A 25,319-nucleotide genomic window follows, 5' to 3' on the forward strand; every position below is an offset into this window, starting at 1 on the left:
ACCGCCGCGCGCGGCTGGCCGCGCCGGCACCGACGGGGCGACGGCGACGCGCGGGACCTGACGGTCGGGTCCGGCATTCCGTCGGTGACGGCACGTCGGAAGGCCGGACAATCCGGACTTGTGCGTTGCACGCGCCGCGGGCTTCGGATAATCGCCCGCGATGAACACCGACCACGACAAGATCCTGATCGTCGATTTCGGCTCTCAGGTGACGCAGCTCATCGCCCGCCGCGTGCGGGAGGAGGGCGTCTACTGCGAGATCGTGCCCTTCACGAAGGCCGAGGCCGCGTTCCGCGAGCAGAAGCCCAAGGGCGTGATCCTCTCCGGCGGCCCCGAATCGGTTACCGTCGAGGCCTCGCCCCGCGCGCCCCAGCTCGTGTTCGATTCGGGCGTCCCGGTCTTCGGCATCTGCTACGGCCAGCAGACCATGGCGGCCCAGCTCGGCGGCGCCGTAGAGGGCGGCCACCACGCGGAGTTCGGCCGCGCCGAGGTCGAGATCCTGGCCGACTGCCCGCTGTTCAAGGGCGTCTGGCACAAGGGCGAGAAGTACCCGGTCTGGATGAGCCACGGTGATCGCGTCACCAAGCTGCCGGACGGCTTCACCACCGTGGCGATCTCCAGGAACGCGCCCTTCGCGGCGGTTGCCGACGAGGCCCGCAACTACTACGCGGTCCAGTTCCACCCGGAGGTGGCGCACACGCCCCACGGCGCCCTGCTGATCCGCAACTTCGTGCGCGATGTCGCGGGCTGCTCGGGCGACTGGACCATGGGCGCCTACCGCGAAGAGGCCATCGCCAAGATCCGCGAGCAGGTCGGCTCCGAGAAGGTGATCTGCGGCCTTTCGGGCGGCGTCGATTCGGCCGTGGCGGCGGTGCTGATCCACGAGGCGATCGGCGATCAGCTGACCTGCGTGTTCGTCGACCACGGGCTCCTGCGCCTCGGCGAGGCCGAGCAGGTTGTGGCGCTGTTCCGCGACCACTACAACATCCCGCTGGTCCACGTGGAGGCGTCGGGGATGTTCCTCGCGGCTCTGGAGGGCGTCAGCGACCCGGAAATCAAGCGCAAGACGATCGGCCGCCTGTTCATCGACGTTTTCGAGGCCGAATCGAAGAAGATCGGCGGGGCGAAGTTCCTCGCTCAGGGCACGCTCTACCCCGACGTGATCGAGAGCGTGTCGTTCACCGGCGGCCCGTCCGTGACCATCAAGAGCCACCACAACGTCGGCGGCCTGCCCGAGCGCATGAACATGAAGCTCGTGGAGCCGCTGCGCGAGCTTTTCAAGGACGAGGTCCGGGTGCTCGGCAAGGAGCTCGGCCTGCCCGAGGGCTTCGTCGGCCGCCACCCGTTCCCGGGCCCGGGCCTGGCGATCCGCTGCCCCGGCACGATCACCGGCGAGAAGCTGGAGGCCGTGCGCAAGGCCGACGCGATCTACCTCGACGAAATCCGGCAGGCCGGCCTCTACGACACGATCTGGCAGGCCTTCGCGGTGATCCTGCCGGTGAAGACCGTCGGCGTGATGGGCGACGGGCGCACCTACGACCACGTCTGCGCGCTGCGCGCCGTCACCTCGGTCGACGGCATGACAGCCGACTTCTACCCGTTCGACATGGCCTTCCTGGGCCGGGTCGCGACCCGGATCATCAACGAGGTGAAGGGCATCAACCGGGTGACCTACGACATCACCTCGAAGCCGCCCGGCACGATCGAGTGGGAGTGAGCCGGCGTCCGGCCCGATCCCGCGCCGTCATCGCGAGCGGAGCGAAGCGACCCAGGGCAGCGTGACGCTTCGATCCGTGACGCGCTCCTGGATTGCTTCGCACCGCTCGCAACGACGCGGCGCCGGCCCTCACGGGGTGCAGAGCGCCGGCTCGACCGCCCTCAGCGCCGGCCGGAATGCCGCGAGGTGCAGCCCGTCGCGCAGGGCGCCGGGCTTGGCGTAGCCCGTATCGCCGTCGCGCAGGGCGGCGAACGGATCCGTGAAGACGCAGCCGAGCCGCCCGCAGAGATTCCGCAACCGGCGCGAGTAATCCGCGACCGCGCCGGCATCCACCAGCTTGCCGATCTCGCGACCCACCGGGGGGAGGGCGGTCACCACGACGCGCGGGCTGAGGGTCTGCAGCCGCTTGACGATCGTCTCGGCGGCGGCCTCGAACTGCTCCGTCGGCTTGTGCAGCTGCGGGTTGTTCTTCACCAGGATGTCGTTGGTTCCGATGGTCAGGACCGCGAGCCGCGGCTGCACCTTGAAGGTCAGGCGCGCGAGATAGTCCGCGTAGCTGCCCGCGGTCGCGCCGCTGATCCCGCCGTTGAGGAAATCCAGCCCGCAGGGGCGCTGGCTACCGGGCTGCAGCTCCACCTGGGAATCGCCGGCCCAGAACACGTAGTCCGGCGGCGCCTCGTCGAGGCTGACCTGCACGGCGATCAGGCGCATCTCGGCGTAGGCCCGCGCGTCGGCCCCCGGCCGGTGCAGGCGCCACCCGGCGAAGCCGCCGATCGCCAGGAGGGCGAGCCCGCCGAGAACGAGGGAAACGACGCGCTTCACGGCTCGGCCCCGGCCCGGTCGACCCGGGCGTCGGGCCGCGCGTCCGTCGAGGCGTAGTAGGGCTTGATGTCGAGGAGCGGCGTGCCGTCGAGACAGTCGAGCCCGCGCACGCGGAGCGTGTCGCCGACGCGGCCGAGCAGTTCCACGACCGACAGGGCGATCGGGTTGGGACGGGCCGGCGAGCGCAGGGAGAACGTGCCCCTGGGGCCGTCGGCGTGGCGCGGCCGCTGGATCACGAGGCCGCGGGTCGCCCGGTCCATCCAGTAGACGAGGATCAGGTGCGTGCACCCCGTGACGTTGCGCAGGCCGGGGGCGTAGGCCGGGTCGACCTCGACGGTGCAGATTGCGTCGGTCTGCAGGCCATTCTTCGGACAGTCGGACCGCGCCTGCCAGGGCGTGCGCAGCCGGCCGATGAAGTGGAGGCCCGCGTCGAAGGTCGCGGGCAGGGCGGCCCTCTCTTCACCGGGACGGGTCCCGAACTCATCCGCGTCCAGCCCCGTGTCCATGCCCGCGTCCTCGCCGCCGCGCTCCGCGCCGGCCGGCTTGTCGGCCATGTGTCCGCGGCTCGCAACCCCGCATCTCGCCCCCGGATGGCGCGGGGTGTAGATCCGGCAGCAGGAACGGAGGCGACATGATCGAGCGGGAATTGCGGCCGATGCAGGCGGTGGCGGATGCCGCGACCGCCATCGACCGGCTGGTCGAGCTCTACGACGACGCGGCCGGCGCCCTGCGGACCGCGCTGGAGCGCTACCTCGCCGGCGGGCCGCCGCCGGACGCCACGGAGCGTCTCGCCTTCCGCTACCCGGAACTGCGGATCAGTTACCGCCCGGACGGGCCGCTGCCCCGGGTCCGGCGCGCCACCGCCAAGCTCCAGGCCGCCGGCACCTACGCCACCACAATCACGCATCCGGGATTCTTCCGGACGTACCTGACCCGCCAGCTGGAGCCGCTGATCGCCGACTACGGCATCGCCCTCGAGGTCGGTCTCAGCGCGCAGGAGATTCCCTATCCCTACGTGCTGGAGGCCGGGCTGGACGCGCGCGGGCGGACCGTCGACGGCGCGGACCTCGCCACCTACTTCCCGGTGCCGCTCCTGTCGCTCGTGGGCGACGAGATCGCGGACGGGCTGTTCGACCAGATCGCCGGCGAGCCGCTGCCCCTGGCGCTGTTCGACGCGGTGCGGGTCGATTACTCGCTCCGGCGCCTCGTCCACTACACCGGCTGCGACTGGCGCGACGTCCAGCCCTGGATCCTGCTCACCAACTATCACCGCTACGTCGACCAGTTCGTCCGCCACGGCTTGGAGCGGCTCGCCTCGGGCGCGGAGGGGTTCGAGCGGCTGGTCCTGCCGGGCGGCGTGTCCGTGACCCGTGCCGAGGCGGCCGATGCAGACCCGGCCGCTGTGATCGCCGCCTCACCCTGGCATCGCCATCAGATGCCGGCCTACCACTTGGTGGCGCGCGATTCCGACGGGACCCAGCAGGGCACGACGCTGGTCAATATCGGCGTCGGCCCCTCGAACGCGAAGACGATCACCGACCACCTCGCGGTGCTGCGCCCGGATTGCTGGCTGATGGTCGGCCATTGCGGCGGCCTGCGGCAGTCGCAGACCATCGGCGACTACGTGCTGGCGCACGCCTACCTCCGCCGCGACCGTATCCTCGACGAGCTCGTGCCGCCGGACGTGCCGGTGCCGGCCCTCGCCGAGGTGCAGGTCGCCCTTCAGGACGCCGCCGCCGCGGTGACGGGCGAGCAGGCTGACGCGCTCAAGCGGCGCCTGCGCACCGGCACGGTGGTGACCTACGACGATCGCAACTGGGAACTGCGCTTCAGCCAGGAGCGGCGTCGGATCAACCAGTCCCGCGCCGTGGCGGTGGACATGGAGAGCGGCACGGTCGCCGCCCAGGGCTTCCGCCTGCGCGTTCCCTACGGCGCGCTGCTCTGCGTCTCAGACAAGCCGCTCCACGGCGAGATCAAGCTGCCGGGTGCCGCCAACGCCTTCTACGATCGGGCCGTCTCGGAGCACCTCCGGGTCGGGCTGGCGGCCCTCGACGTTCTTCGGGCCGATCGGCAAGGTCTCCACTCGCGCAAGCTGCGCAGTTTCGATGAACCGCCCTTCCGGTAAGACTTCGTGAAGTCCAGGGTGACGTTCGAGCCCGACGTACATATCGCCAACTCAGCGACCGACTGCCACGCCATCGGTCATACTCAAGCTTGGATACAGCCGCCTTAGAGCCGGGTTGAGTGGTTAAAGCACCACACATCAGGCTGAGCTTTCCCATGACTCGTATCTCACTCGTCTCCACCGCCCTCCTGGCGGCCGTCGCGTTCGCGCCGACCGTCGCCGATGCCCGCGGCTTCGGCGGCGGTGGCTTCCACGGCGGCGGATTCGGTGGGGGCGGTTTCCACGGTGGCGGTTTCAGCGGCGGCTCCCGCGGCGGCAGTGTCGGCGGCGGAGCGTTCCGGAACGGCGGCTTCGGCGGCGGCGCCTTCCAGAATGGCGTCGGCGGGGCGCGGGTCGGCGGACTGGGCGGCGGCTTCCGCGGGGCCGGGCTCGGCGTGACCGGCGTCGGCAGCGTCCGGACCGGCGGCCTGCGGGCCGGCGAATATAACCAGGCCGGCCGGTTCGGCGGGGTCGGGAACCGCGGGATCGCCGGTCGCGGCTTGGTCAACCGCGGCTATTACGGCCACCGCTACGGACGCGGCGTCGGCTACGGACTCGCCGGCCTCGGGCTCGGCCTCGGCGTCGGTTACGGCCTGGGCGGTCTCGACTACGGCTACGACAATTGCGCCTACACTTACGGCTACGGCGCCTACGACCCGGCTGCCTGCAACGGCTATTACGGCTACGGCTACTGAGCCAGGCGGCGCGGGTCTCGTCCCCGCGGCGCATCCTCCAAACCGCGCGACGCCCGGCCGGCCTTCGGTCGGGCATTGCCGTGAGGACCCCTGGGCCAGATCGGCCCACCGGATCCACAGCCTTCGCCGCAGGCGAAGGCTCGCTCAACAAGTCCCGAATTGCGAACCGTTCCAATCCGATGAGGATGCCGCTTCCGGCGTAGCGTGGTGCGGGGACGATCGCGGTGAGCGGCGAGGGACTGGTTGCGGCGACGGCGGGGCTGCTCGTGCTGTGCATGGGCCTGTGGGCGACCGCGCTGCTGCCCGAGATCGTCACGGCACTCGCCTTCTTCGGACTGGCGATGCTGCCGCGTCTCGGCTCGGCCGCGACGGTGTTCTCGGGCTTCTCGTCCTCCGCGTTCTGGCTGGTCCTGTCCGGCATGGTGGTGGGGCAGGGCATGACCCGGACCGGCTTGGGCGCCCGGATGGCGCGCACCCTCGCTCTGCGGCTCTCCGGCTCCTACGGCCGCTTCATCGCTGGGCTGGTGACGCTGAGCTTCCTCATCGCCTTCGTCATGCCGTCGAATCTGGGCCGCATTGCCCTGATGATCCCCGTCACCCTCGCACTCTGCGACGCCTTCGGTCTCGCGGCCGGGCGCCCGGGGCGGACGGGTGCGGTCCTGGCCGTCGGCCTCGCCACCCCGATCCTCTCTGCGGCGATCCTGCCCGCCAACGTCCCGAACCTCGTGATGGCCGGCTCGGCCGAGCACCTGCTCGGTCTGCACCTGTCGTACCTCTCCTACTTCCTCCTGCATGCCCCGGTCCTGGCGCTGGTGAAGGGCGTGCTGCTCGTCGCCCTCATCGTCCAGCTGTTCCCGGACGACCTCGGCTCCGCCGCTCCGATCCTGCCGGACCTTCCTCCGCTGTCCCCGCCCGAGCGGCGCCTCGCGGTGATCCTCGCCTGCACGCTGATCCTCTGGATGACCGACAGCCTCCACGGCCTTGCCGCCGCCTGGGTCGGCCTCGCCGCGGCGGTCGTCTGCCTGCTGCCGCGGATCGGGGTCCTGCCGCCGGAGGCGTTCCAACAAGTGAACCTGCGGACCTGCTTCTACATCGCGGCGCTGCTCGGCCTCGTCGCCCTGGTCAACGAGACCGGGCTCGGCGAGCGCCTCGGCCATCTGCTGCTGACCGTCGCGCCCCTTGCGCGCGACGCACCGACGCAGAACTTCGCGGTGCTCACCGGCATCGCCTCGGTGCTGACCCTCCTCGTCACCGCCAACGGCGCCCCGGCCCTGTACACGGCGCTCGCGGGCGAGATGTCGGAGGCGAGCGGCCTGTCACCCTTCGCGGTCGTCTCGCTGCAGGTGATCGGCTACTCGACCCTGTTCTTCCCCTATCAGGCGCCCCCGATCGTGTTCGCCAGCGAGCTCGGGCGGGTCCGTCTCCGGGATGCGACCCGGCTCACCCTGAGCTTCGGTTTCCTGTCGCTCCTCGTGGCGGCGCCGCTCGACTACGCGTGGTGGCGCCTCCTGGGACAGCTGAAGTGACAGAATCGGCAAAGTGTCGCCCCAGAGGGCACATTGCGCCGCACCATGACGGATTGCGGGTTGCCCGCTCAGGCTCTAGCGCTACCAGATTAGAGACGGTCCAGTTCGCAGCTGCGAGGCTTCAACACGATGGCACCCACCGCCCGCCCGACAGTGGCTCAGCCCATGTCGCCGCATCTCCAGATCTATCGCTGGACCTGGACGATGGCGATGTCGGTGTTCCACCGCATCACCGGCACCGCGCTCTACGGCGGGACTGCTCTCGTCGCAGTCTGGCTCGTGGCTCTGGCCTCGGGACCGGCCGGCTACTCTTACGTGGCCGGGTTCTTCGGCTCGATCTTCGGGCGCCTGATCCTGTTCGTCTACACGTGGATCCTGATGCACCATATGCTCGGCGGCATCCGGCACCTGATCTGGGACACCGGCGTCGGCTTCGACCGGGAGAAGCGCCTCTCGATGGCCCGGCTGACGCTGATCGGCTCGGTGGCCCTCACCCTCGTCATCTGGGCGGTCGCCCTTCTGGTCCGCTGAGGAGGACGACATGGCTAAGGAAGAGGTCCGGCAGGACACGCGCGTCTCGATCCGCACGCCGCGCGCCCGCGTACGCGGCCTCGGCGTCTCCCATCACGGCGCCGGGCACTGGTGGCTGCAGCGGCTGACCGCCGTCGCCAACGTCGTGCTGATGCTGAGCTTCGTGGTGATCATCGCCAAGATGGCGGGCCGCGGCTACCCGGAGGCGCGGCTCCTCGTCGCGACCCCTCTGGTGTCGATCCTCCTGATCCTGGCGCTACTGTCGGTCACGGTCCACATGCGCCTCGGCATGCAGGTGATCATCGAGGACTACGTGCACGCGCCGGCGACGAAGATCGCGGCGGTGTTCGCCAACAACGCCTACGCGGTCGTCGTGGCCGTCGCCTGCCTCTACGCGGTCCTGCGCATCGGCTTCGGACAGCCGGCCTGACCCCGCCAACATCGATCTCGAGGAGCCGAACATGGCCGCCAACGGCACAAACGGCAGCGGGCCTGCCTACACCATCCACGATCACGCCTTCGACGTCGTGATCGTCGGCGCGGGCGGCGCGGGACTGCGCGCCACGGTGGGCTGCTCGGAAGCGGGTCTGCGCACCGCCTGCATCACCAAGGTGTTCCCGACGCGCTCGCACACGGTGGCGGCGCAGGGCGGCATCTCGGCCTCGCTGGGCAACATGGGCCCGGACGACTGGCGCTGGCACATGTACGACACCGTGAAGGGATCGGACTGGCTCGGCGACCAAGACGCCATCGAGTACCTCGTGCGCAATGCGCCCGCCGCCGTCTACGAGCTGGAGCACTGGGGCGTACCGTTCTCCCGCACGGAGGAGGGCAAGATCTACCAGCGCCCGTTCGGCGGCATGACGACCGATTACGGCAAGGGCACCGCCCAACGCACCTGCGCGGCGGCCGACCGGACCGGCCACGCGATGCTGCACACCCTCTACGGGCAGGCGGTGAAGAACCAGACTGATTTCTTCATCGAGTACTTCGCCCTCGACCTGATCATGGACGACGAGGGCCGCTGCCGCGGCGTCATCGCCCTCGATCAGGCCACCGGCGAGATCCACCGCTTCCGCGCCCAGATGACCATCCTGGCGACCGGCGGCTACGGCCGCGCCTACTTCTCGGCGACCTCCGCCCATACCTGCACGGGCGACGGCAACGCCATGGTGCTGCGCGCCGGCCTGCCGCTGCAGGACATGGAGTTCGTGCAGTTCCACCCGACCGGTATCTACGGCGCGGGCTGCCTGATCACCGAAGGCTCCCGCGGCGAGGGCGGCTATCTCACCAATTCCGAGGGCGAGCGCTTCATGGAGCGCTACGCGCCGTCGGCGAAGGACCTCGCCTCGCGCGACGTGGTCTCGCGCTCCATGACCATGGAGATCCGCGACGGCCGCGGCGTCGGCAAGAACAAGGACCACATCTACCTGCACCTCGACCACCTGGACCCGAAGATCCTGCACGAGCGCCTGCCGGGCATCTCGGAATCCGCGCGGATCTTCGCGGGCGTCGACGTGACCAAGGAGCCGATCCCGGTCATCCCGACCGTCCACTACAACATGGGCGGCATCCCCACGAACTATCACGGCGAGGTGCTGACGCTGCGCGACGGCAACCCCGACACGGTGGTCCCGGGGCTGATGGCGATCGGCGAGGCGGCCTGCGTCTCCGTCCACGGCGCCAATCGCCTCGGCTCGAACTCGCTGATCGACCTCGTGGTCTTCGGCCGCGCCGCCGGCAAGCGCTGCGCCGAGATCGTCGAGCCGAACGGCCGGGCCATGGAGCTGCCCAAGGGCGCGACCGACAAGGCCCTCGAGCGCCTCGACCGGTTCCGCTACGCCAACGGCTCGACGCCGACCGCCGAACTCCGTGCCGAGATGCAGAAGACGATGCAGAACAACTGCGCCGTGTTCCGCACCGGCGAGGTGCTGGAGGAGGGCAAGGGCCTGATCCACAAGGTCTGGAACGCCGCCGCCGACGTGAAGATCACCGACCGGTCGCTGGTCTGGAACACCGACCTCCTGGAGACTCTGGAGTTCGACAACCTGATCGGCCAGGCGGTGGTGACGATGGAATCGGCCGCCAACCGCACGGAATCCCGCGGTGCCCACGCGCGCGAGGACTTCCCGGACCGCGACGACAAGGACTGGATGAAGCACACGCTGTCCTGGCTCGACGAGGGCCAGCACCAAGTGGTCATCGATTACCGCCCGGTCCACACCTACACGATGTCCAACGAGATCCAGTACATCGAGCCCAAGGCGCGCGTGTACTGATCTGCAACTCTGCACAACGACTGCGGCGGGGGGGGCCTCACCCCTCCGGCCGCCGCGTCCTGCTCCAGCGGAAGCCGTCGAGAACCATGGCTCAGTTCAACCTTCCGAAGAATTCCCAGATCACCCAGGGCAAGTCCTGGCCGGCCCCGCCCGGCGCCAGGAACCTGCAGACCTTCAAGATCTACCGCTGGAACCCGGATGACGGGGCCAACCCGCGGATCGACACTTATCAGGTCGACCGCGAGGATTGCGGCCCGATGGTCCTCGACGCGCTGCTGTGGATCAAGAACAAGGTCGACTCGACGCTGGTCTTCCGCCGCTCCTGCCGCGAGGGCATCTGCGGCTCCTGCGCGATGAACATCGAGGGGCAGAACGCGCTCGCCTGCACGATGGGCATCGACGAGTGCAAGAGCCCCGACAACGCCCTGCCGGTGATGACCCGCAAGGACAAAGACGGTGCGATCCGGATCTACCCGCTGCCGCACATGCCGGTCCTCAAGGATCTCGTGCCGGACCTGACGAATTTCTACGCCCAGCACGCCGCCATCGAGCCCTGGCTCCAGACCGAGACGCCCGCGCCCGAGAAGGAGTGGCGCCAGACGCCGGAGGACCGCTCCCGCCTCGACGGCCTCTACGAGTGCATCCTGTGCGCGTGCTGCACCACGTCGTGCCCGAGCTACTGGTGGAACGGCGACAAGTTCCTCGGCCCGGCGGCCCTGCTGCAGGCCTATCGCTGGCTGATCGACTCGCGCGACGAGAACACGGGCCACCGCCTCGACGGGCTGCACGACCCGTTCCGGCTGTACCGCTGCCACACGATCATGAACTGCGCCAACACGTGCCCGAAGAGCCTGAACCCGGCGAAGGCCATCGCCGAGATCAAGAAGATGATGGTCGAGCGCACGCTCTGATCGCGCAGTCGAGTCGGGTGTTGAGGCCTGAGGGCCACACCCGGCCGAAAAGGCCGGCTCTCCGCAGCAGAGTTGGTCCGGGCTGAGAGGGCTGCCTTGCGGACAGCGCAATTGCCACGGAGTCAGGATCGAAGCGCCTCCGCGCCGTGAATCCTGACCCGAAGTGGACCGATGCTGCGCCCGAGCCTGTCGACGTTCGCCGTTCTCTGTCTGGCCGCCAGCCTCGGCGCCTGCGCCTCCAGCCGCCTCGACGGGCCGCGCACCCGGGGGCCGTCGCCCCAGGCGTCCCTGGACACGGTGCCGGCCATGCCGTCGGGCACGGTGACGGCGGCCCCGCTGGCGCCGCCGCCCGGCGTCGCGGCGAGCCCCGACGCGCCGCCCCCGCCCGGTGCCCAGGCGGCCGCGCCGCCCGCCGGCGGCCCCTCCGTGATCGCCGAGCCGGTCGCCCCGCCGGCGCCGCCGCCGCCGGTCGCCACGGGCGGCCGCTCGTCGGTGGTCGGAAGCTGGGATGCGCGGGACGCGACCGGTGCGAACTGCAAGGTCACGCTCTCGAGCACCCCGGCCCTCGACCTCTACCGGGCGACGGCCTCGGGCTGCGCCAACAAGGATCTCGCGCGGGTCTCGGCCTGGGACTTCCGCGACGGCGAGGTCTACCTCTACCAGCCGGGCGGCTCGGTGGCGGCGCGGCTGCGTCAGGGCGGCGGCGGCCTGGAAGGCGCCCTCACCAAGTCCGGCGCGGCCCTCGCCCTGAACCGCTGAGGCCGGGCGGCGCGACCACGCCGCGCGGTTGGCGCGCGGCGGGAGGCGCTTACATGAGGGGCTCCCGCCGCGTCACGCCCCCATCAACATGTTCCTCGATTGGCTTGAACGCCGCGTCGACCCCTTCGCGCCCTTCGACGAGGCGCGGATGCCGCCGCGGTCGGTGCTCGGCTTCGCCTGGTTCTACCTGCGCCCGATCCGCGCCGCCCTGGCGGCGCTGTTCGTCATCGCGGTGATCGCCGGCACGGTCGAGGCCTCCCTCTACCTCGTGATGCGCTGGTTCATCGACCTGCTCGGCTCGGCCGACCGGGCGACGGTGCTGTCGGACCACGCGGTCGAGCTCGGGCTGGTGGTCCTGCTGATCGCCGTGGTGCGACCGCTGTCGATCTGGGCCCACGAGGTGCTGTCCAACCAGCTCGTCGTGCCACAATCGACCAGCCAGATCCGCTGGCGGGCGCATCTCTACACCCTCGGGCACGCGCTCTCGTATTTCCAGGGCGACTTCTCGGGACGGCTCGCTAACCGCGTCGTCCAGGTGGGCCCGGCGGTGCGGGAACTCGCCGTCGTCTTCATCGACACGCTCCTGTACGTGGCGATCTACGCGATCACCGCGGTCGGGCTGTTCAGCGCGATCTCGCCGTGGCTCGCCGTCCCGGTGCTGCTCTGGATCGCCGCCTACGCGGCCCTGACCGCGTGGTTCGTGCCCCGGGCCCGCGCGCGCTCGCACAAGACCGCCGACACCCGCTCGACGCTGATCGGCCGCATCGTCGACAGCTACACCAACATCCTGACGGTGAAGCTCTTCGCCCGCGACCGCGAGGAGCGGGCCGCGGTGCAGGACGCCGTGGAAGTCCACACCGCCGCCTATCTCCACCAGTTCCGGCTGGTCACCCTGACGACGAGCCTCCTCGGCCTGCTCAACAGCGGGCTCCTGATCGCCACCGGCGCGGCCTGCCTCGTGCTGTGGCGCGACGGCGGCATGACGACCGGCGAGGCGTCGGCGGGGCTCGCCCTGGTCCTCAGGCTCATCGCCATGTCGGGCTGGGTCATGCAGACCGTGCGCGGCGTGTTCGAGAATGTCGGCGTGGTCCAGGAGAGCATGCAGACGATGGCCCGGCCGCACGCCCTCGTCGACGCGCCGGACGCGCGGACGCTCGCCGTCACCGGCGGCGAGATCCGGTTCGAGGAGGTCGGCTTCCACTACGGGCGCGGCGACGCCACCGTCATCGAGGATTTCTCCCTGACGATCCGTCCGGGCGAGAAGGTCGGACTGGTCGGCGTCAGCGGCGCAGGCAAGTCGACCCTGGCGGGCCTGCTCCTGCGGCTCTACGACGTGGAGAGCGGGCGGATCCTGGTGGACGGTCAGGACATCGCGACGGTGACCCAGCAATCCCTGCGCGAGGCCATCGCGATGGTCAGCCAGGACACCTCCCTGCTGCACCGTTCCATCCGCGACAACATCGCCTACGGCCGCCCCGGCGCCACCCAGGGGGAGATCGAGCGGGCCGCGCGGCTCGCCCACGCGGACACGTTCATCGCCGATCTCGTCGACCACAAGGGCCGGCACGGCTACGACGCCCAGGTCGGCGAGCGCGGCGTCAAGCTGTCCGGCGGCCAGCGCCAGCGCATCGCCATCGCCCGCGTCATGTTGAAGGACGCGCCGATCCTGATTCTCGACGAGGCGACCTCGGCGCTCGACAGCCAGGTCGAGGCGGCGATCCAGGAATCCCTCGACACGCTGATGGCCGGCAAGACCGTGCTGGCCATCGCGCATCGCCTGTCGACGATCGCGGCCCTCGACCGGCTGGTCGTGATCGACCGCGGCCGGATCATCGAGGAGGGGACTCACGCCGATCTGGTCGCCGCCGGCGGCGTCTATGCCGGCCTCTGGACGCGACAGTCGGGCGGCTTTCTCGACGACGGGACGGCCCGGTACGACAGCGCCGTCGCCTGAGCGTCGGAGGAGCGAGATTGCTGGCAACATACCGCTACGATCGAGGGGCGACCTTATCGCCGCGCCGCACACTGCGGCTTGACTCGGGGGCGGCAGACGGTCTCATTGCTCAGATTAGAACCATAATGCTTTGTTCCCGGGACGAGCCGGGACGAGGGCACCTGCGGCCCTGACGCCGACGCATGGAGTTCCGAACCTTGGCGAACACATCAGCCGCCGCTGCCGCGGTCTCTGGTCATGAGGGCAGCCGCCGTGACTTCCTGTTCCTGGCGACGGGCGCCGGGTTGGCGGTCGGGGCGGGAGCCGTCGTCTGGCCGCTGATCTCCTCCATGGCGCCCGACGCCGACACGATCGCCGCCGGCGCGCCGATCGAGGTCGACCTGACACCGATCCAGGACGGCCAGATCATCAACGTCTTCTGGCGCGGCAAGCTGATCTTCGTGCGCAAGCTGACCGCCAAGGAAGTGACCGACATGAAGGCGGTCCCGCTCTCGGCCATGATCGACCCGGCCGCCTTCCCGACGCGGGTCAAGAGCGGCCACGACCAGTGGCTGGTGGTCTACGGCAACTGCACGCATCTCGGCTGCGTGCCGATCGGCCACCAGGGCGCTTTCGAGGGCTGGGCCTGCCCGTGCCACGGCTCGCAATTCGACGCGGTGGGTCGCGTGCGCCACGGACCGGCGCCCATCAACCTGCCGATCCCGCCCTACGCCTTCCAGACCGATACCAAGATCCGGATCGGCGAAGGCGGCAAGGAAGCGGCCTGAGGAGGACGGAAGCATGAGCGGAACAGCCAGCACCTACGTCCCGAAGAGCCGCGTGGCCAAATGGTTCGAGGCGCGCCTGCCCATCGCCGGGCTGGTGCACTCGTCCTTCATCGCCTACCCGGTTCCGCGGAACCTCAACTACTTCTGGACCTTCGGGGCGATCCTCGCCGCCTTCCTGGGAATCCAGATCGTCACCGGCATCTGGCTGGCGATGCACTACGAGCCCTCGGCGACAGGTGCCTTCACCTCCGTCGAGAAGATCATGCGCGACGTGAACTACGGCTGGCTGCTGCGCTACGCGCACGCCAACGGTGCCTCGATGTTCTTCGTGGCCGTCTACGTGCACATGTTCCGCGCCCTCTATTACGGGTCGTACAAGGCGCCGCGCGAGGTGCTCTACATCCTCGGCGTCGTCATCTACCTCCTGATGATGGCGACCGCCTTCCTCGGCTACACGCTGCCGTGGGGCCAGATGAGCTTCTGGGGCGCGACCGTCATCACCAACATCCTGGCGGCGATCCCGGTGGTCGGCGACACGATCCAGACCCTGCTGTGGGGCGGCTACTCGGTGGGCAACCCAACCGTGAACCGCTTCTTCTCGCTGCACTACCTGCTGCCGTGGATGATCGCCGGCGTGGTCGTGCTGCACGTCTGGGCCCTGCACGTCACCGGGCAGAACAACCCGGCCGGCATCCCGATCAAGTCGGGCAAGGACGCGGTGCCGTTCACGCCCTACGCGACGGTCAAGGACGTGTTCGCGACCTGCGTGTTCATGATCCTGTTCGCGTGGTTCCTGTTCTACCAGCCCAACTATCTCGGCCACGCCGACAACTACATCCAGGCCAACCCGGCGGTGACGCCCGCGCACATCGTGCCGGAATGGTACTTCCTGCCGTTCTACGCGATCCTGCGCGCGGTCCCGAGCAAGCTCGGCGGCGTCATCCTGATGTTCTCGGCGGTGATCATCCTGGCGTTCGCGCCGTGGCTCGACACGTCGCGGATCCGGTCGTGCAACTACCGGCCGATCTACCGCCAGTTCTTCTGGGTGTTCATCGGCGCGACCCTCCTCCTCGGCTGGCTCGGCTCGCAGCCCCCGGAGGGCGGCTACGTGCTCGCCGCCCAGGTCTGTACCGCCTACTACTTCGCGCACTTCCTGATCGTCATGCCGCTCTGCGGCCTGTTCGAGACGCCGAAGAAGTTGCCGGGCTCGATCCTCGAGAGCGTGACCGGACCGGGCAAGCAGGTGACCGGATCCGGCATGCCGGCGGGCGCCGCCGCTGCTCCGACCACCAAAGGCTGACGGGCTGACGACAGGACCATGATGATGACCCGCGTCCTCTCGACGACCGCCGCGGCCGCCCTGGCGGCCCTGCTGATCGGCGCCGTGCCGGTCTCCGCCCAGGAAGGGCATGGCGGGCCGATCCCGGCCCGCGTGAACTGGAGCTTCGCCGGCGTGTTCGGCCGCTTCGACACCGCGCAGCTGCAACGCGGATTCCAGGTCTACAAGGAGGTCTGCTCCGCCTGCCACTCGATGAAGCTGGTCTCCTTCCGCAACCTCGCGCAGGAGGGCGGGCCGCACTTCTCGGCCGGGCAGGTCAAGGCGCTGGCCGCGACCTATCAGGTGAAGGACGGGCCGAACGACGCCGGCGACATGTTCGAGCGGCCGGGCCGCCCGGCCGACACCTTCCCGCCGCCCTTCCCGAACGATCAGGCTGCGGCCGCGGCCAACGGCGGCAAGGCCCCGCCGGACTTCTCGGTCATCGCCAAGGCGCGGACCTTCTCCCGCGGCTCGCTCTACTTCCTGACCGACTGGCTGCCGCTCGTCGGCTACTCGGAGCAGGGGCCGGACTACATCCACGCCCTGATCAACGGCTACCAGGATCCGCCGAAGGACTTCGCGCTGCCGGAGGGCGGCCACTACAACAAGTACTATCCGGGCCACATCATCGCGATGCCGCCGCCGATCACCGACGGGCAGGTCTCCTACCCGAAGAACGATCAGGGCCAGCCGGTCGTGCCCGAGACGTTGGACCAGTACGGCAAGGACGTCTCGGCCTTCCTGATGTGGGCGGCCGAGCCGCACATGATGGACCGCAAGGCCCTGGGCTTCCGGGTGATCCTGTTCCTGATCGTGCTGTCGGGTCTGCTCTACTACGTGAAGAAGAAGATCTGGGCGGATGTCGGTGGCGAGGTGCACGGCCTCCAGCCGGAGCTGCACAAGACCTACTGAGGCGGGCCGGATCGGTTCGCAGTTCGGATGGGCCTCCCTCGCGGAGGCCCATCTTTTTTTCGGCCGGCGCTCCATGCTACCGCTCGCCCGCCGCGACGGTCCGCCTCCCGAGACTGCCCGCCCCCTGCACCACCTCATCCTGAGGTGACCGCGTCAGCGGGCCTCGCAGGAGGGCTTCAGGGATCAGAGCGGCGTCCGGAGGTCTCCGTCGAGGCCTCCGCATGGCTCCGGCACCCGAGACGAGGTGCCGGGTGGGATAGGCCGCGCTGCCGAGGCGTCGCGCGTTGAGGGAGTCCGGCATGAGCGCAGCGGTACTGGGTGTCATGGGTGGGTCCGGCGTCTACGACCTGCCGGGTCTCCAGGACGTGCGCGAGGAGCGCGTGACGTCGCCCTGGGGCGAGCCCTCGGACGCCCTGCGGATCGGGCGCATCGGCGACACCAAGGTCGTGTTCCTGGCGCGCCACGGGCGGGGGCACCGGCTCTCGCCGTCGGGCATCAACTACCGCGCCAATATCGACGCCCTGAAACGGGCCGGGGTCACCGACCTCGTCGCCCTCTCGGCCTGCGGCTCCTTCCGCGAGGACCTGCCCCCGGGCCTCTTCGTGCTCGTCGACCAGTTCGTCGACCGCACCCACGGCCGCGCCTCGTCGTTCTTCGGCGACGGCTGCGTCGCCCACGTCTCCCTCGCCCATCCGGTGGGCCCCGGCCTGCAGGCGCGGATCGCTCAGGCCGCGAAGGCCGAGGACATCGCGGTTCATCGCGGCGGCACGTACGTGTGCATGGAGGGGCCGCAATTCTCGTCGCTGGCCGAATCCCGCGCCTACAAGGCCCAGGGCTTCGACGTGATCGGCATGACCAACATGCCCGAGGCCAAGCTCGCCCGCGAGGCGGAGATCACCTACGCGACCATCGCGATGGTGACCGACTACGATTGCTGGCACCCGGGCCACGATGCCGTCGACGTCGCCGCGGTGATCGCCGTCGCCCGGGCCAACGCCGACAAAGCGGCGCGGCTCGTCGCCCGTCTCGCCCGCGATTTCCCGGGCGAGCGGGAGCCGTGCCCGGCGGGTTCGCACCGGGCCCTGGACGGCGCGATCATGACGGCGCCCGCCGTCCGGGATCCGGCGCTCCTCGCCAAGCTCGACGCCGTGGCGGGGCGGGTTCTCAACGGCTAGCCGGCCGGCCTTTCCATTCGGCGACGAGTCCCTCTAGAAGGCGCGGGCGGCCCGGGCCGCCCTTGACGCGAAGTCCAGACCGAAATGCGCAGCGCCTCCATCAGCCGGAAGACCGCGGAGACCGATATCGCGGTCACCGTCAATCTCGACGGGACCGGGCGGTCGAAGATCGCCACCGGCATCGGCTTCCTCGACCACATGCTGGATCTGCTGGCGCGGCACGCCCTGTTCGACCTGGACGTGAAGGTCGACGGCGACCTGCACATCGACCAGCACCACTCGGCCGAGGATTGCGGCATCGCCCTGGGGCAGGCCTTCGCCAAGGCGCTCGGCGACAAGCGCGGGGTCACGCGCTACGCCGACATCCACCTGCCGATGGACGAGGCGCTGACCCGGGTCTGCGTCGACATCTCCGGCCGGCCCTTCCTGGTGTTCCGCACGACGTTCCGCGTGGAGAAGATCGGACAGTTCGACACCGAGTTGGTGCGCGAGTGGTTCCAGGCCTTCGCGATGAATGCCGGCCTGACGCTCCACGTGGAGACCCTCTACGGCGACAACGCCCACCACATCGCGGAGAGCTGCTACAAGGGGCTGGCCCGCGCCTTGCGGAAGGCCGTGGCGATCGATCCGCGGGAGGAGGGGCGCGTTCCCTCAACCAAGGGCTCTCTGTAGACCCGTTGTCGTCGGGCGCCCGGATCGGCCACACGGCCGTCGCGGCGCGCGCTGTCGGAGTTTCGCGATGCGGATGCGCAGCTACACGCTCCACCTGCCGGCCGATGCGCGGCCCGGCGAGACGGTCGGGCTCGACCGGGCTCTCCTGGTACGCGACGGCTTCTCCTGGCCGGCCTTCGCCTTCACGGTGCTGTGGTTCCTGTTCCACCGCCTCTGGCTCGCCGCCCTGCTCGTCCTCGTCGGCCTCGTGGCGCTGGCCGCTGCCGGCATCGCCCTCGGGCTCCCGGCCGGTGCCGGCCTGATCGTCACCCTGCTGGCCGCCTGGCTGATCGGCCTCGAGGCCTCCAGCCTGCGCCGCTGGACCCTGGCGCGGCGCGGCTGGCCGGCGCGCGACGCGGTGGTCGCCGCGACGCCCGAGGAGGCCGAGGCCCGGGCGCTGAACCGCTGGATCGAGGCGATCCCGAGCGCCCCCCGGGCCCCGTTCCCGAGCGGCCCCAGCCGGCGGGCCGAGCCGGTGATCGGGCTGTTCCCTGCCCAGGAAGGCGCCCGGTGAGTTCCCGGGCGAGACGCGCATGACCACCGAGACCGTCGCGATCATCGATTACGGGTCGGGCAACCTCCACTCCGCCGCCAAGGCCTTCGAGCGCGCCGCCCGCGAGAGCGGGCGCGACGCGCGGATCTGCCTGACCTCGGACCCGGAGGTGGTGGCCGCGGCCGACCGCGTCGTGCTGCCCGGCGTCGGCGCCTTCGCGGATTGCCGCCGCGGGCTCGATGCCGTTCCCGGCATGGTCGAGGCGATGACGCGGGTCGCCCACGGGGCGGGCCGCCCGTTCCTCGGCATCTGCGTGGGGATGCAGCTCCTGGCGAGCCGCGGGCTCGAGTACACGACCACGCCGGGGCTCGGCTGGATCCCCGGCGACGTCGGTCCGATCCGGCCGTCGGATCCGGCCCTCAAGGTTCCCCACATGGGCTGGAACACCCTGCGGACCGAGCGCGACCACCCGCTGCTCGCCGGCATTCCCACCGGCGAGGACGGGCTGCACGCCTACTTCGTGCACAGCTACGCGCTGCAGGCGGAGCGTCCGGACGACGTCGTCGCGCGCGCCGAGTACGGCGGCCCGGTCACCGCCCTCGTCGCCCGCGGCAACGTCGCCGGCACGCAGTTCCACCCCGAGAAGAGCCAGCGGCTGGGCCTCGCGCTCATCGCCAACTTCCTGAACTGGCGCCCGTGAGCGCCGTTCGGCCCAGGCAAGAAGGACGGAAGCGCCCGTGATCCTGTACCCGGCGATCGACCTGAAAGAGGGGCGTTGCGTTCGCCTCATCCAGGGGGACATGGCGCAGGCCAAGGTCTTCGGCGACGATCCGGCCGCGCAGGCCGCGATCTTCGAGGCGCAGGGCTTCTCCTGGCTCCACGTCGTCGATCTCGACGGCGCCTTCGCGGGCGCCCCGCGGAACGCCGAGGCCGTCGACGCGATCCTCGCGCGGGTCACGATCCCGGTCCAGCTCGGCGGCGGGATCCGCGAGATGAAGACCCTGGAGGGGTGGCTGAGCAAGGGCGTTGCCCGCGCGATCATCGGCACCGCGGCGGTGCGCGATCCCGGCTTCGTCCGGGAGGCGGCCCGCAAGTATCCTGGGAAGATCGCGGTCGGGATCGACGCCAAGGACGGCCGCGTCGCCGTCGAGGGCTGGGCCCAGACCTCCAGCATGACCGCGGAGGAGCTGGGGCGCCGGTTCGAGGACGCGGGCGTCGCGGCGATCATCTACACCGACATCGCCCGCGACGGGATCCTGAAGGGCCTCAACGTCGAGATGACCCTGGCGCTCGCCCAGGCCGTGCGCATCCCGGTCATCGCCTCGGGCGGCCTCGCGTCGATCGACGACGTCCACCGGCTGCTGCAGCCCGACTGCGCCCTGATCGCGGGCGCGATCACCGGCCGGGCACTCTACGACGGCCGCATCGATCCGGAGGCAGCCCTGGCGGCGATCGCTGCGGCGCGCGGCCCGGCGGCGTGATATCCAGAGGCTCGTGACATGAGACGCCGCCCGTGCTGAAGACCCGCATCATTCCCTGCCTCGACGTGAAGGATGGCCGCGTCGTGAAGGGCGTGCGCTTCGAGGGCCTGCGCGATGCCGGCGACCCCGTCGAGGCCGCGAAGGTCTACGACGCGGCCGGCGCCGACGAACTGTGCTTCCTCGACATCACCGCGAGCCGCGAAGCCCGCGGCACCCTGCTCGACATCGTCAGCCGGACCGCCGAGGCCTGCTTCATGCCGCTGACCGTCGGCGGCGGCGTGCGCACCGTCGAGGACGTGCGCGCGCTGCTGCTCGCCGGCGCCGACAAGGTCGCGATCAACACCGCCGCGGTGAAGGATCCCGACCTCGTGGCCCGGGCCGCCGAGAAGTTCGGCGCGCAGTGCATCGTGGTGGCGATCGACGCCAAGCGCGTCTCGCCCCCCGGCACGCCGGCCGCCTGGGAGATCTTCACCCATGGCGGCCGCGACCCGACCGGGATCGACGCCGTGGCTTTCGCGCGGCTGGTGGCTGAGAAGGGCGCCGGCGAGCTGCTCGTCACATCCATGGACAAGGACGGGACGCGCTCCGGCTACGATCTCGCCCTGACGCGCGCGATCAGCGACGTCGTCACCGTGCCGGTGATCGCCTCGGGCGGCGTCGGCGGCCTCGACGACCTCGTGGCTGGCGTGGCCGAGGGCGGCGCCAGCGCCGTCCTGGCGGCCTCCATCTTCCATTTCGGGCAGGCGAGCGTCGCCGAGGCGAAGGCGCACATGGCGGCGGCTGGCCTCGCCATGCGCCTCGACGGCCCGGCCTCTTCCGCGAGGGCGCCCCAGTGAGCAGCTACCTTCTGGCGAACGCCGACCTCCTCGATCCCGAGACCGGTCGCCAGACCGCCGGCGCGGTGCTGGTGAGGGACGGCCGCATCGCCGATATCGCCGCCGGCGCGGCGCCGGGCGCCCCGGCCGACGCGAAGCGCGTCGACTGCGCCGGCCGCGTGCTGGCCCCCGGGCTGATCGACATGCGCGCCTTCGTGGGCGAGCCGGGGGCGGAGCACCGCGAGACCCTGGCCTCGGCGAGCGCCGCGGCGGCCGCGGGCGGCGTCACGACGCTCGTCTGCATGCCCGACACCAATCCGGTGATCGACGAGCCGGCCATCGTCGACTTCGTGCTCCGCCGCGCCCGCGACACGGCGAGCGTCAATGTCCTGCCGGCGGCCGCCATCACCAAGGGCTTGGCCGGCCGGGAGATGACCGAGTTCGGCCTGCTCAAGGAGGCCGGCGCGGTCGCGTTCACCGACGGGCTCCGGGCCGTGGCAAACGCGCAGGTTCTGCGCCGCGCCCTGACCTACGCCCGGGATTTCGACGCGCTGATCGTACAGCACGTGGAGGAATCCGCCCTCGTCGCCGAGGGCGTCATGAACGAGGGCGAGCTCGCCTCGCGCCTCGGGCTCATGGGCATCCCCCGCGAGGCCGAGACCGTGATGCTGGAGCGCGACATCCGCCTCGTGCGGCTGACCGGTGCCCGCTACCACGCGGCGATGATCTCCTGCGCCGATTCGGTGGAGATCGTCCGCCGGGCCAAGCAGGACGGCCTGCCGGTGACCTGCGGCGTCTCGGTGAACAACCTCGTCCTCAACGAGAACGATATCGGCCATTACCGCACCTTCTGCCGGCTCTCGCCGCCCCTGCGCCACGAGACCGACCGTCAGGCGGTGGTGCGCGCCCTCGACGAGGGCGTGATCGACGTGGTCGTGTCGGACCACAACCCGCAGGACGTGGAGACCAAGCGCCTGCCCTTCGCCGAGGCGGCGGACGGGGCGCTCGGAATCGAGACGCTGCTCGGCGCCGCCATGCGCCTCGTCCACACCGGCGACCTCGCGCTGCCCAAGCTGATCGCCGCGCTTACCGCGAACCCGGCGCGGATCCTCGGCCGCGAGGCCGGCCGGCTGGCGGTCGGCGCCCCCGCCGACCTCGTGCTGATCGACCCCGATCTGCCCTACGTCCTCGACAAGCGCCGGCTGAAGTCGCGCTCCAAGAACTCCCCCTTCGACGAGGCGCGCCTCCAGGGCGCGGCGGTGCTGACGCTGGTCGGTGGCCGGATCGTCCACGCGGTCGACGACCTCGCGGCCGCCGCATGATGCCCCCCGATCTCGCGACCCCGGCCGCCCTCGGCGGCCTCGCCCTCGGCTACGCCCTGGGCTCGATCCCGTTCGGGCTGATCCTCACGAAGTTCGCCGGCCTCGGCGACGTCCGGGCGATCGGCTCCGGCAATATCGGCGCCACCAACGTGCTCCGCACCGGCCGCAAGGGCCTCGCCGCGGCGACGCTCCTGGGCGACGCCCTCAAGGGCACGGCGGCCGTCCTCATCGCCCGGCAGTTGGGCGAGGGCCCGGCGCTCGCGGCCGGGCTCGGCGCCTTCCTCGGCCACCTCTTCCCGGTCTGGCTGGGCTTCAAGGGCGGCAAGGGCGTCGCGACCTTCATCGGGGTGCTCCTCGCCTTCAGCCCGCCCGCCCTCGCGGCGTTCGCGGCGATCTGGCTCGGTCTCGCCTTCGCGCTCAAGTACTCGTCGCTGGCGGCGCTCGCCGCCTCCGCGGCCACACCCCTCGTCCTCTGGGCGCTGGGTGCCCCGACGCAGGCGTTGCTGTTCCTGCTCCTCGGCCTGCTGCTATGGTGGAAGCACGCGCCCAACATCCGCCGACTCGCGTCCGGCACCGAGGGGCGCATCGGCCAGAAGGGCTGAGTGCCGGCGCGCCGCGCCGACCTTCGGGCAGGTGTGGGGGTGGTGGATGCAGCTCACCGAGGCCCAGCGGCTCGACTGGCTGCGGCTGATCCGGACCGAGGGCGTCGGCCCCCGCACCTTCCGGAGGCTCGTGAACCGTTTCGGCGGCGCGGCCGCCGCCCTCGACGCCCTGCCGGAGCTCACCGGCCGCCAGGGGCGGCGGATCGTGCCACCCACCCGCGCTGAGGCCGAGGCCGAGCTGGCGGCCCTGACCCGCCTCAGCGGCCGGCTGATCGCCACCGGCGAGGCGGAATACCCGCGGCTCCTGATACAGGTCGACGCGGCGCCACCGCTTCTGGCCGTGCGCGGCGCACCGATCCTCAACCGGCCCGCCGCCGCCCTCGTCGGCTCGCGGAACGCATCGTCGGCGGGGCTCGCCTTCACGGAGCGGCTCGCCCGCGGGCTCGGCGAGGCAGGCCTCACGGTGGTCTCGGGCCTCGCCCGCGGGATCGACGCGCGCGCCCACAAGGCGAGCCTCCGGACCGGCACGATCGCCGTCATGGCCGGCGGCCAGGACCGGATCTACCCGGCGAGCCACGCGACCCTGGTCGAGGCCATCCTGGCTGAGGGCGGCGCGGTCCTCGCGGAGATGCCGATGGGCTGGGAGCCCCGGGGGCGGGACTTCCCGAGGCGCAACCGGATCATCTCCGGGCTGTCCTACGGGACGGTGGTGGTGGAGGCAGCCCGCCGCTCCGGCTCGCTGATCACGGCGCGCTACGCCCTGGAGCAGAACCGGGAGGTCTTCGCGGTTCCCGGCTCGCCGCTCGACCCGCGCGCCGAGGGCACCAACGACCTGATCCGCCAGGGCGCCACCCTGGTCTCCGAGGTGGACCACGTGCTGGAGGTGCTGGGACCGATCATCGAGCGCGGCCCGGACGCCGAGGCGGCCCCGGCGCGCGGGCGGCCGGACCTGGCCGAGCAGCCGGATTTCTGGGACGAGATCGCGCTCGACGCGGCTCTCGACCCGGGACCGGAGCGAGCCGACGGCGCGTCCGCCGACAATCCCGCGCGCGACGAGCCGCCCGAGGCCGAGGACGACCGGGCGCGGATCGTGGCCCTGCTCGGTCCGAGCCCGGTCGGCACCGATGAGCTGGCGCGGAGCGCCGGGGTCGGTGCCCGGACCGTGCAGAGCGTGCTGCTGGAACTGGAGCTCGACGGACGGATCGAGCGCCACGGCAGCGGCACCGTCTCGCTGGTCAGCCGCTGAGGGAGTCCTCTTCGGGATCGTCGTCCGCATCGGCGTCCGCGAGGTTGCGCATGACGTCGAGGCAGCCCTGGAGGATGTAGGCGGCGGCGAGCTTGTCCACGAGTTCGCCGCGCCGCGCCCGCGAGGCGTCGGCCTCGATCAGCGCGCGGGTGACCACGGCGGTCGAGAGGCGTTCGTCGAAGAAGACGTGGGGCAGGGGGAGGATCGGCGCGAGGTTGCGCATGAAGGCGCGGGTCGACTGCACCCGCGGCCCCTCGCTCCCGTCCATGTTGAGCGGCAGCCCGACGACGAGGCCGCCGACCGCGTGCTGCCGGCACAGGGCGGCGAGCCGCTGCGCGTCGGGGGTGAACTTCACCCGGCGGATCGTCTCCAGCGGCGTCGCGATCTGGCGGCCGAGATCCGACAGGGCGAGGCCGATCGTCTTGGTGCCGAGATCGATGCCGATCAGGCGGGCGCCGCCGCGGGACTCGGCCGCGAAGGCGCGGATCGCGTCGAAATTCATGGTACCGCCCGCGCAGCGCGCGCCAGAATGGCCTCGGTGACGCCCTCGAACCGTGCGGGGAGGGGCTCCGAGCCCGGTCCCAGGACCAGGGCCGCGGACGGCGCCGTGACCCGGGTGAAGAAGTCGTCGAGGCTCTCGCCGCCGAACCGCACCGTCTCCAAGTCAGGCGCCAGCAGCCAGACGTCGTACTCGCCGTCGGTCCCGGTGACGTCCCAGAACAGGAAGCTGCCGTCCTCGCCCGCGCCGAAGAAGCAGGCGCGCTCGACGATGCCGGCGTCGCCGCCCTCGACGTCGAACCGGTGCGGCTCCGCCCCGTCCTCCAGCATGGCGACCGCGGCGCCGACGCTGTGGGCGATGAGGGCCGCCTGGCTCACCAGATCGCAGGCCTCGAACGGTGCCGGCACGGCGACGCGGAACTGCCCGCCCGCGAGGCCGACGCCGCAGGTCCGGCAGAAGTCGCGGTAGGAGGCCGGCAGGGCGAAGCCCAGCGCCTCCGCTGCACGGTCGAGGGCCGCCGCGTCCGGCACGAAGCCCGGCGCAAGCTCCTCGAAGACCGTCTCCCACATCGCTCCCGCTCCACCGTCCACAGACTTCGGTTCCTCCGCAGATCGCCCCCG

26 protein-coding genes are annotated in these 25,319 nt (G+C 70.9%); 22 read left to right on the top strand and 4 right to left on the bottom strand.

Going from position 1 to position 25,319, the window contains the following annotated elements; genetic code table 11:
- Nucleotides 1–160 precede the first annotated feature (160 nt).
- Nucleotides 161–1,717, top strand: coding sequence for a glutamine-hydrolyzing GMP synthase (gene guaA / locus ACLBYG_RS02650; protein ID WP_447680517.1), 1,557 nt, complete (start codon nt 161–163; stop codon nt 1,715–1,717).
- Between the two features lie 129 nt (nt 1,718–1,846).
- On the opposite strand, the gene ACLBYG_RS02655 is transcribed toward guaA, so the two are convergent.
- Nucleotides 1,847–2,539 carry an SGNH/GDSL hydrolase family protein gene (locus ACLBYG_RS02655; RefSeq protein ID WP_447680518.1) on the bottom strand — a complete coding sequence of 231 codons (693 nt, stop codon included), beginning with the start codon at nt 2,537–2,539 and terminating at the stop codon, nt 1,847–1,849.
- A complete protein-coding gene (gene tsaA, locus ACLBYG_RS02660) occupies nt 2,536–3,045 on the bottom strand; it encodes a tRNA (N6-threonylcarbamoyladenosine(37)-N6)-methyltransferase TrmO (RefSeq protein WP_447680682.1) in 510 nt (169 codons plus the stop codon). The genes ACLBYG_RS02655 and tsaA overlap by 4 nt, the downstream gene beginning before the upstream one ends.
- A gap of 125 nt (nt 3,046–3,170) precedes the next feature.
- On the opposite strand from tsaA, the gene ACLBYG_RS02665 reads away from it, so the two are divergent.
- The 21 genes from ACLBYG_RS02665 (at nt 3,171) to dprA (ending at nt 24,200) form a co-directional block, all read left to right on the top strand.
- Entirely contained in the window at nt 3,171–4,664 is a 1,494-nt protein-coding gene (locus tag ACLBYG_RS02665; protein ID WP_447680519.1) for an AMP nucleosidase, read from the top strand.
- Nucleotides 4,665–4,819: 155 nt separating this feature from the next.
- A complete protein-coding gene (locus tag ACLBYG_RS02670) occupies nt 4,820–5,398 on the top strand; it encodes a hypothetical protein (RefSeq protein WP_447680520.1) in 579 nt (192 codons plus the stop codon).
- 275 nt (nt 5,399–5,673) lie between these two features.
- Entirely contained in the window at nt 5,674–6,924 is a 1,251-nt protein-coding gene (locus ACLBYG_RS02675) for an SLC13 family permease (protein WP_447680683.1), read from the top strand.
- Nucleotides 6,925–7,053: 129 nt separating this feature from the next.
- Nucleotides 7,054–7,455 (top strand): succinate dehydrogenase, cytochrome b556 subunit, encoded by a 402-nt coding sequence (sdhC, locus tag ACLBYG_RS02680; protein ID WP_447680521.1) that lies wholly within the window; start codon nt 7,054–7,056, stop codon nt 7,453–7,455.
- A 10-nt stretch (nt 7,456–7,465) separates the two neighbouring features.
- Nucleotides 7,466–7,885, top strand: coding sequence for a succinate dehydrogenase, hydrophobic membrane anchor protein (sdhD, locus tag ACLBYG_RS02685; RefSeq protein ID WP_042674306.1), 420 nt, complete (start codon nt 7,466–7,468; stop codon nt 7,883–7,885).
- Between the two features lie 31 nt (nt 7,886–7,916).
- The gene (sdhA, locus tag ACLBYG_RS02690) at nt 7,917–9,734 is read left to right on the top strand and encodes a succinate dehydrogenase flavoprotein subunit (RefSeq protein ID WP_056521268.1); all 1,818 of its coding nucleotides are present in this window, start codon (nt 7,917–7,919) and stop codon (nt 9,732–9,734) included.
- Between the two features lie 86 nt (nt 9,735–9,820).
- Nucleotides 9,821–10,645, top strand: a complete 825-nt coding sequence (locus ACLBYG_RS02695) for a succinate dehydrogenase iron-sulfur subunit (protein WP_024831121.1) — start codon at nt 9,821–9,823, stop codon at nt 10,643–10,645.
- A 171-nt stretch (nt 10,646–10,816) separates the two neighbouring features.
- Nucleotides 10,817–11,404, top strand: coding sequence for a protease inhibitor Inh/omp19 family protein (locus tag ACLBYG_RS02700; protein ID WP_447680522.1), 588 nt, complete (start codon nt 10,817–10,819; stop codon nt 11,402–11,404).
- Between the two features lie 88 nt (nt 11,405–11,492).
- Nucleotides 11,493–13,358: an ABC transporter ATP-binding protein gene (locus tag ACLBYG_RS02705; protein WP_447680523.1), complete on the top strand. Its 1,866-nt coding sequence runs from the start codon at nt 11,493–11,495 to the stop codon at nt 13,356–13,358.
- 182 nt (nt 13,359–13,540) lie between these two features.
- Nucleotides 13,541–14,125 (top strand): ubiquinol-cytochrome c reductase iron-sulfur subunit, encoded by a 585-nt coding sequence (petA, locus tag ACLBYG_RS02710; RefSeq protein ID WP_447680524.1) that lies wholly within the window; start codon nt 13,541–13,543, stop codon nt 14,123–14,125.
- 13 nt (nt 14,126–14,138) lie between these two features.
- Nucleotides 14,139–15,425, top strand: a complete 1,287-nt coding sequence (locus tag ACLBYG_RS02715) for a cytochrome b (RefSeq protein WP_020091775.1) — start codon at nt 14,139–14,141, stop codon at nt 15,423–15,425.
- 18 nt (nt 15,426–15,443) lie between these two features.
- On the top strand, nt 15,444–16,355 hold the full coding sequence (locus ACLBYG_RS02720; RefSeq protein ID WP_056521259.1) for a cytochrome c1: 912 nt from the start codon (nt 15,444–15,446) through the stop codon (nt 16,353–16,355).
- A gap of 299 nt (nt 16,356–16,654) precedes the next feature.
- Nucleotides 16,655–17,530, top strand: coding sequence for an S-methyl-5'-thioadenosine phosphorylase (locus tag ACLBYG_RS02725; RefSeq protein ID WP_447680525.1), 876 nt, complete (start codon nt 16,655–16,657; stop codon nt 17,528–17,530).
- A gap of 84 nt (nt 17,531–17,614) precedes the next feature.
- Nucleotides 17,615–18,202, top strand: a complete 588-nt coding sequence (gene hisB, locus ACLBYG_RS02730; protein WP_020091778.1) for an imidazoleglycerol-phosphate dehydratase HisB — start codon at nt 17,615–17,617, stop codon at nt 18,200–18,202.
- Nucleotides 18,203–18,275: 73 nt separating this feature from the next.
- A complete protein-coding gene (locus tag ACLBYG_RS02735) occupies nt 18,276–18,755 on the top strand; it encodes a DUF2628 domain-containing protein (RefSeq protein ID WP_419511807.1) in 480 nt (159 codons plus the stop codon).
- Between the two features lie 19 nt (nt 18,756–18,774).
- Nucleotides 18,775–19,434 carry an imidazole glycerol phosphate synthase subunit HisH gene (gene hisH, locus ACLBYG_RS02740; RefSeq protein WP_020091780.1) on the top strand — a complete coding sequence of 220 codons (660 nt, stop codon included), beginning with the start codon at nt 18,775–18,777 and terminating at the stop codon, nt 19,432–19,434.
- 37 nt (nt 19,435–19,471) lie between these two features.
- Nucleotides 19,472–20,215, top strand: a complete 744-nt coding sequence (gene hisA, locus ACLBYG_RS02745) for a 1-(5-phosphoribosyl)-5-[(5-phosphoribosylamino)methylideneamino]imidazole-4-carboxamide isomerase (protein WP_103985186.1) — start codon at nt 19,472–19,474, stop codon at nt 20,213–20,215.
- A 32-nt stretch (nt 20,216–20,247) separates the two neighbouring features.
- On the top strand, nt 20,248–21,051 hold the full coding sequence (gene hisF / locus ACLBYG_RS02750; protein WP_447680526.1) for an imidazole glycerol phosphate synthase subunit HisF: 804 nt from the start codon (nt 20,248–20,250) through the stop codon (nt 21,049–21,051).
- The gene (locus ACLBYG_RS02755) at nt 21,048–22,352 is read left to right on the top strand and encodes a dihydroorotase (RefSeq protein WP_447680527.1); all 1,305 of its coding nucleotides are present in this window, start codon (nt 21,048–21,050) and stop codon (nt 22,350–22,352) included. Before hisF ends, ACLBYG_RS02755 begins: the two co-directional genes overlap by 4 nt.
- On the top strand, nt 22,352–22,954 hold the full coding sequence (plsY, locus tag ACLBYG_RS02760; RefSeq protein WP_244534981.1) for a glycerol-3-phosphate 1-O-acyltransferase PlsY: 603 nt from the start codon (nt 22,352–22,354) through the stop codon (nt 22,952–22,954). Before ACLBYG_RS02755 ends, plsY begins: the two co-directional genes overlap by 1 nt.
- Nucleotides 22,955–23,000: 46 nt before the next feature.
- Nucleotides 23,001–24,200 (top strand): DNA-processing protein DprA, encoded by a 1,200-nt coding sequence (gene dprA / locus ACLBYG_RS02765; RefSeq protein ID WP_447680528.1) that lies wholly within the window; start codon nt 23,001–23,003, stop codon nt 24,198–24,200.
- On the opposite strand, the gene ruvX is transcribed toward dprA, so the two are convergent.
- Nucleotides 24,190–24,702: a Holliday junction resolvase RuvX gene (gene ruvX, locus ACLBYG_RS02770; protein WP_020091786.1), complete on the bottom strand. Its 513-nt coding sequence runs from the start codon at nt 24,700–24,702 to the stop codon at nt 24,190–24,192. The genes dprA and ruvX overlap by 11 nt on opposite strands.
- Nucleotides 24,699–25,268, bottom strand: a complete 570-nt coding sequence (locus tag ACLBYG_RS02775; RefSeq protein ID WP_447680529.1) for an SMI1/KNR4 family protein — start codon at nt 25,266–25,268, stop codon at nt 24,699–24,701. Before ACLBYG_RS02775 ends, ruvX begins: the two co-directional genes overlap by 4 nt.
- Nucleotides 25,269–25,319 lie beyond the last annotated feature (51 nt).

Source organism: Methylobacterium sp. D53M (assembly GCF_053345625.1).

Coding starts and splice junctions, on each gene's coding strand:
- guaA (WP_447680517.1), top strand. CDS start 161: ATGAACACCGACCACGACAAGATCCTGATCGTCGATTTCGGCTCTCAG.
- tsaA (WP_447680682.1), bottom strand. CDS start 3,045: ATGGACACGGGGCTGGACGCGGATGAGTTCGGGACCCGTCCCGGTGAA.
- ACLBYG_RS02665 (WP_447680519.1), top strand. CDS start 3,171: ATGATCGAGCGGGAATTGCGGCCGATGCAGGCGGTGGCGGATGCCGCG.
- ACLBYG_RS02670 (WP_447680520.1), top strand. CDS start 4,820: ATGACTCGTATCTCACTCGTCTCCACCGCCCTCCTGGCGGCCGTCGCG.
- ACLBYG_RS02675 (WP_447680683.1), top strand. CDS start 5,674: ATGGGCCTGTGGGCGACCGCGCTGCTGCCCGAGATCGTCACGGCACTC.
- sdhC (WP_447680521.1), top strand. CDS start 7,054: ATGGCACCCACCGCCCGCCCGACAGTGGCTCAGCCCATGTCGCCGCAT.
- sdhD (WP_042674306.1), top strand. CDS start 7,466: ATGGCTAAGGAAGAGGTCCGGCAGGACACGCGCGTCTCGATCCGCACG.
- sdhA (WP_056521268.1), top strand. CDS start 7,917: ATGGCCGCCAACGGCACAAACGGCAGCGGGCCTGCCTACACCATCCAC.
- ACLBYG_RS02695 (WP_024831121.1), top strand. CDS start 9,821: ATGGCTCAGTTCAACCTTCCGAAGAATTCCCAGATCACCCAGGGCAAG.
- ACLBYG_RS02700 (WP_447680522.1), top strand. CDS start 10,817: ATGCTGCGCCCGAGCCTGTCGACGTTCGCCGTTCTCTGTCTGGCCGCC.
- ACLBYG_RS02705 (WP_447680523.1), top strand. CDS start 11,493: ATGTTCCTCGATTGGCTTGAACGCCGCGTCGACCCCTTCGCGCCCTTC.
- petA (WP_447680524.1), top strand. CDS start 13,541: ATGGAGTTCCGAACCTTGGCGAACACATCAGCCGCCGCTGCCGCGGTC.
- ACLBYG_RS02715 (WP_020091775.1), top strand. CDS start 14,139: ATGAGCGGAACAGCCAGCACCTACGTCCCGAAGAGCCGCGTGGCCAAA.
- ACLBYG_RS02720 (WP_056521259.1), top strand. CDS start 15,444: ATGATGATGACCCGCGTCCTCTCGACGACCGCCGCGGCCGCCCTGGCG.
- ACLBYG_RS02725 (WP_447680525.1), top strand. CDS start 16,655: ATGAGCGCAGCGGTACTGGGTGTCATGGGTGGGTCCGGCGTCTACGAC.
- hisB (WP_020091778.1), top strand. CDS start 17,615: ATGCGCAGCGCCTCCATCAGCCGGAAGACCGCGGAGACCGATATCGCG.
- ACLBYG_RS02735 (WP_419511807.1), top strand. CDS start 18,276: ATGCGCAGCTACACGCTCCACCTGCCGGCCGATGCGCGGCCCGGCGAG.
- hisH (WP_020091780.1), top strand. CDS start 18,775: ATGACCACCGAGACCGTCGCGATCATCGATTACGGGTCGGGCAACCTC.
- plsY (WP_244534981.1), top strand. CDS start 22,352: ATGCCCCCCGATCTCGCGACCCCGGCCGCCCTCGGCGGCCTCGCCCTC.
- dprA (WP_447680528.1), top strand. CDS start 23,001: ATGCAGCTCACCGAGGCCCAGCGGCTCGACTGGCTGCGGCTGATCCGG.
- ruvX (WP_020091786.1), bottom strand. CDS start 24,702: ATGAATTTCGACGCGATCCGCGCCTTCGCGGCCGAGTCCCGCGGCGGC.
- ACLBYG_RS02775 (WP_447680529.1), bottom strand. CDS start 25,268: ATGTGGGAGACGGTCTTCGAGGAGCTTGCGCCGGGCTTCGTGCCGGAC.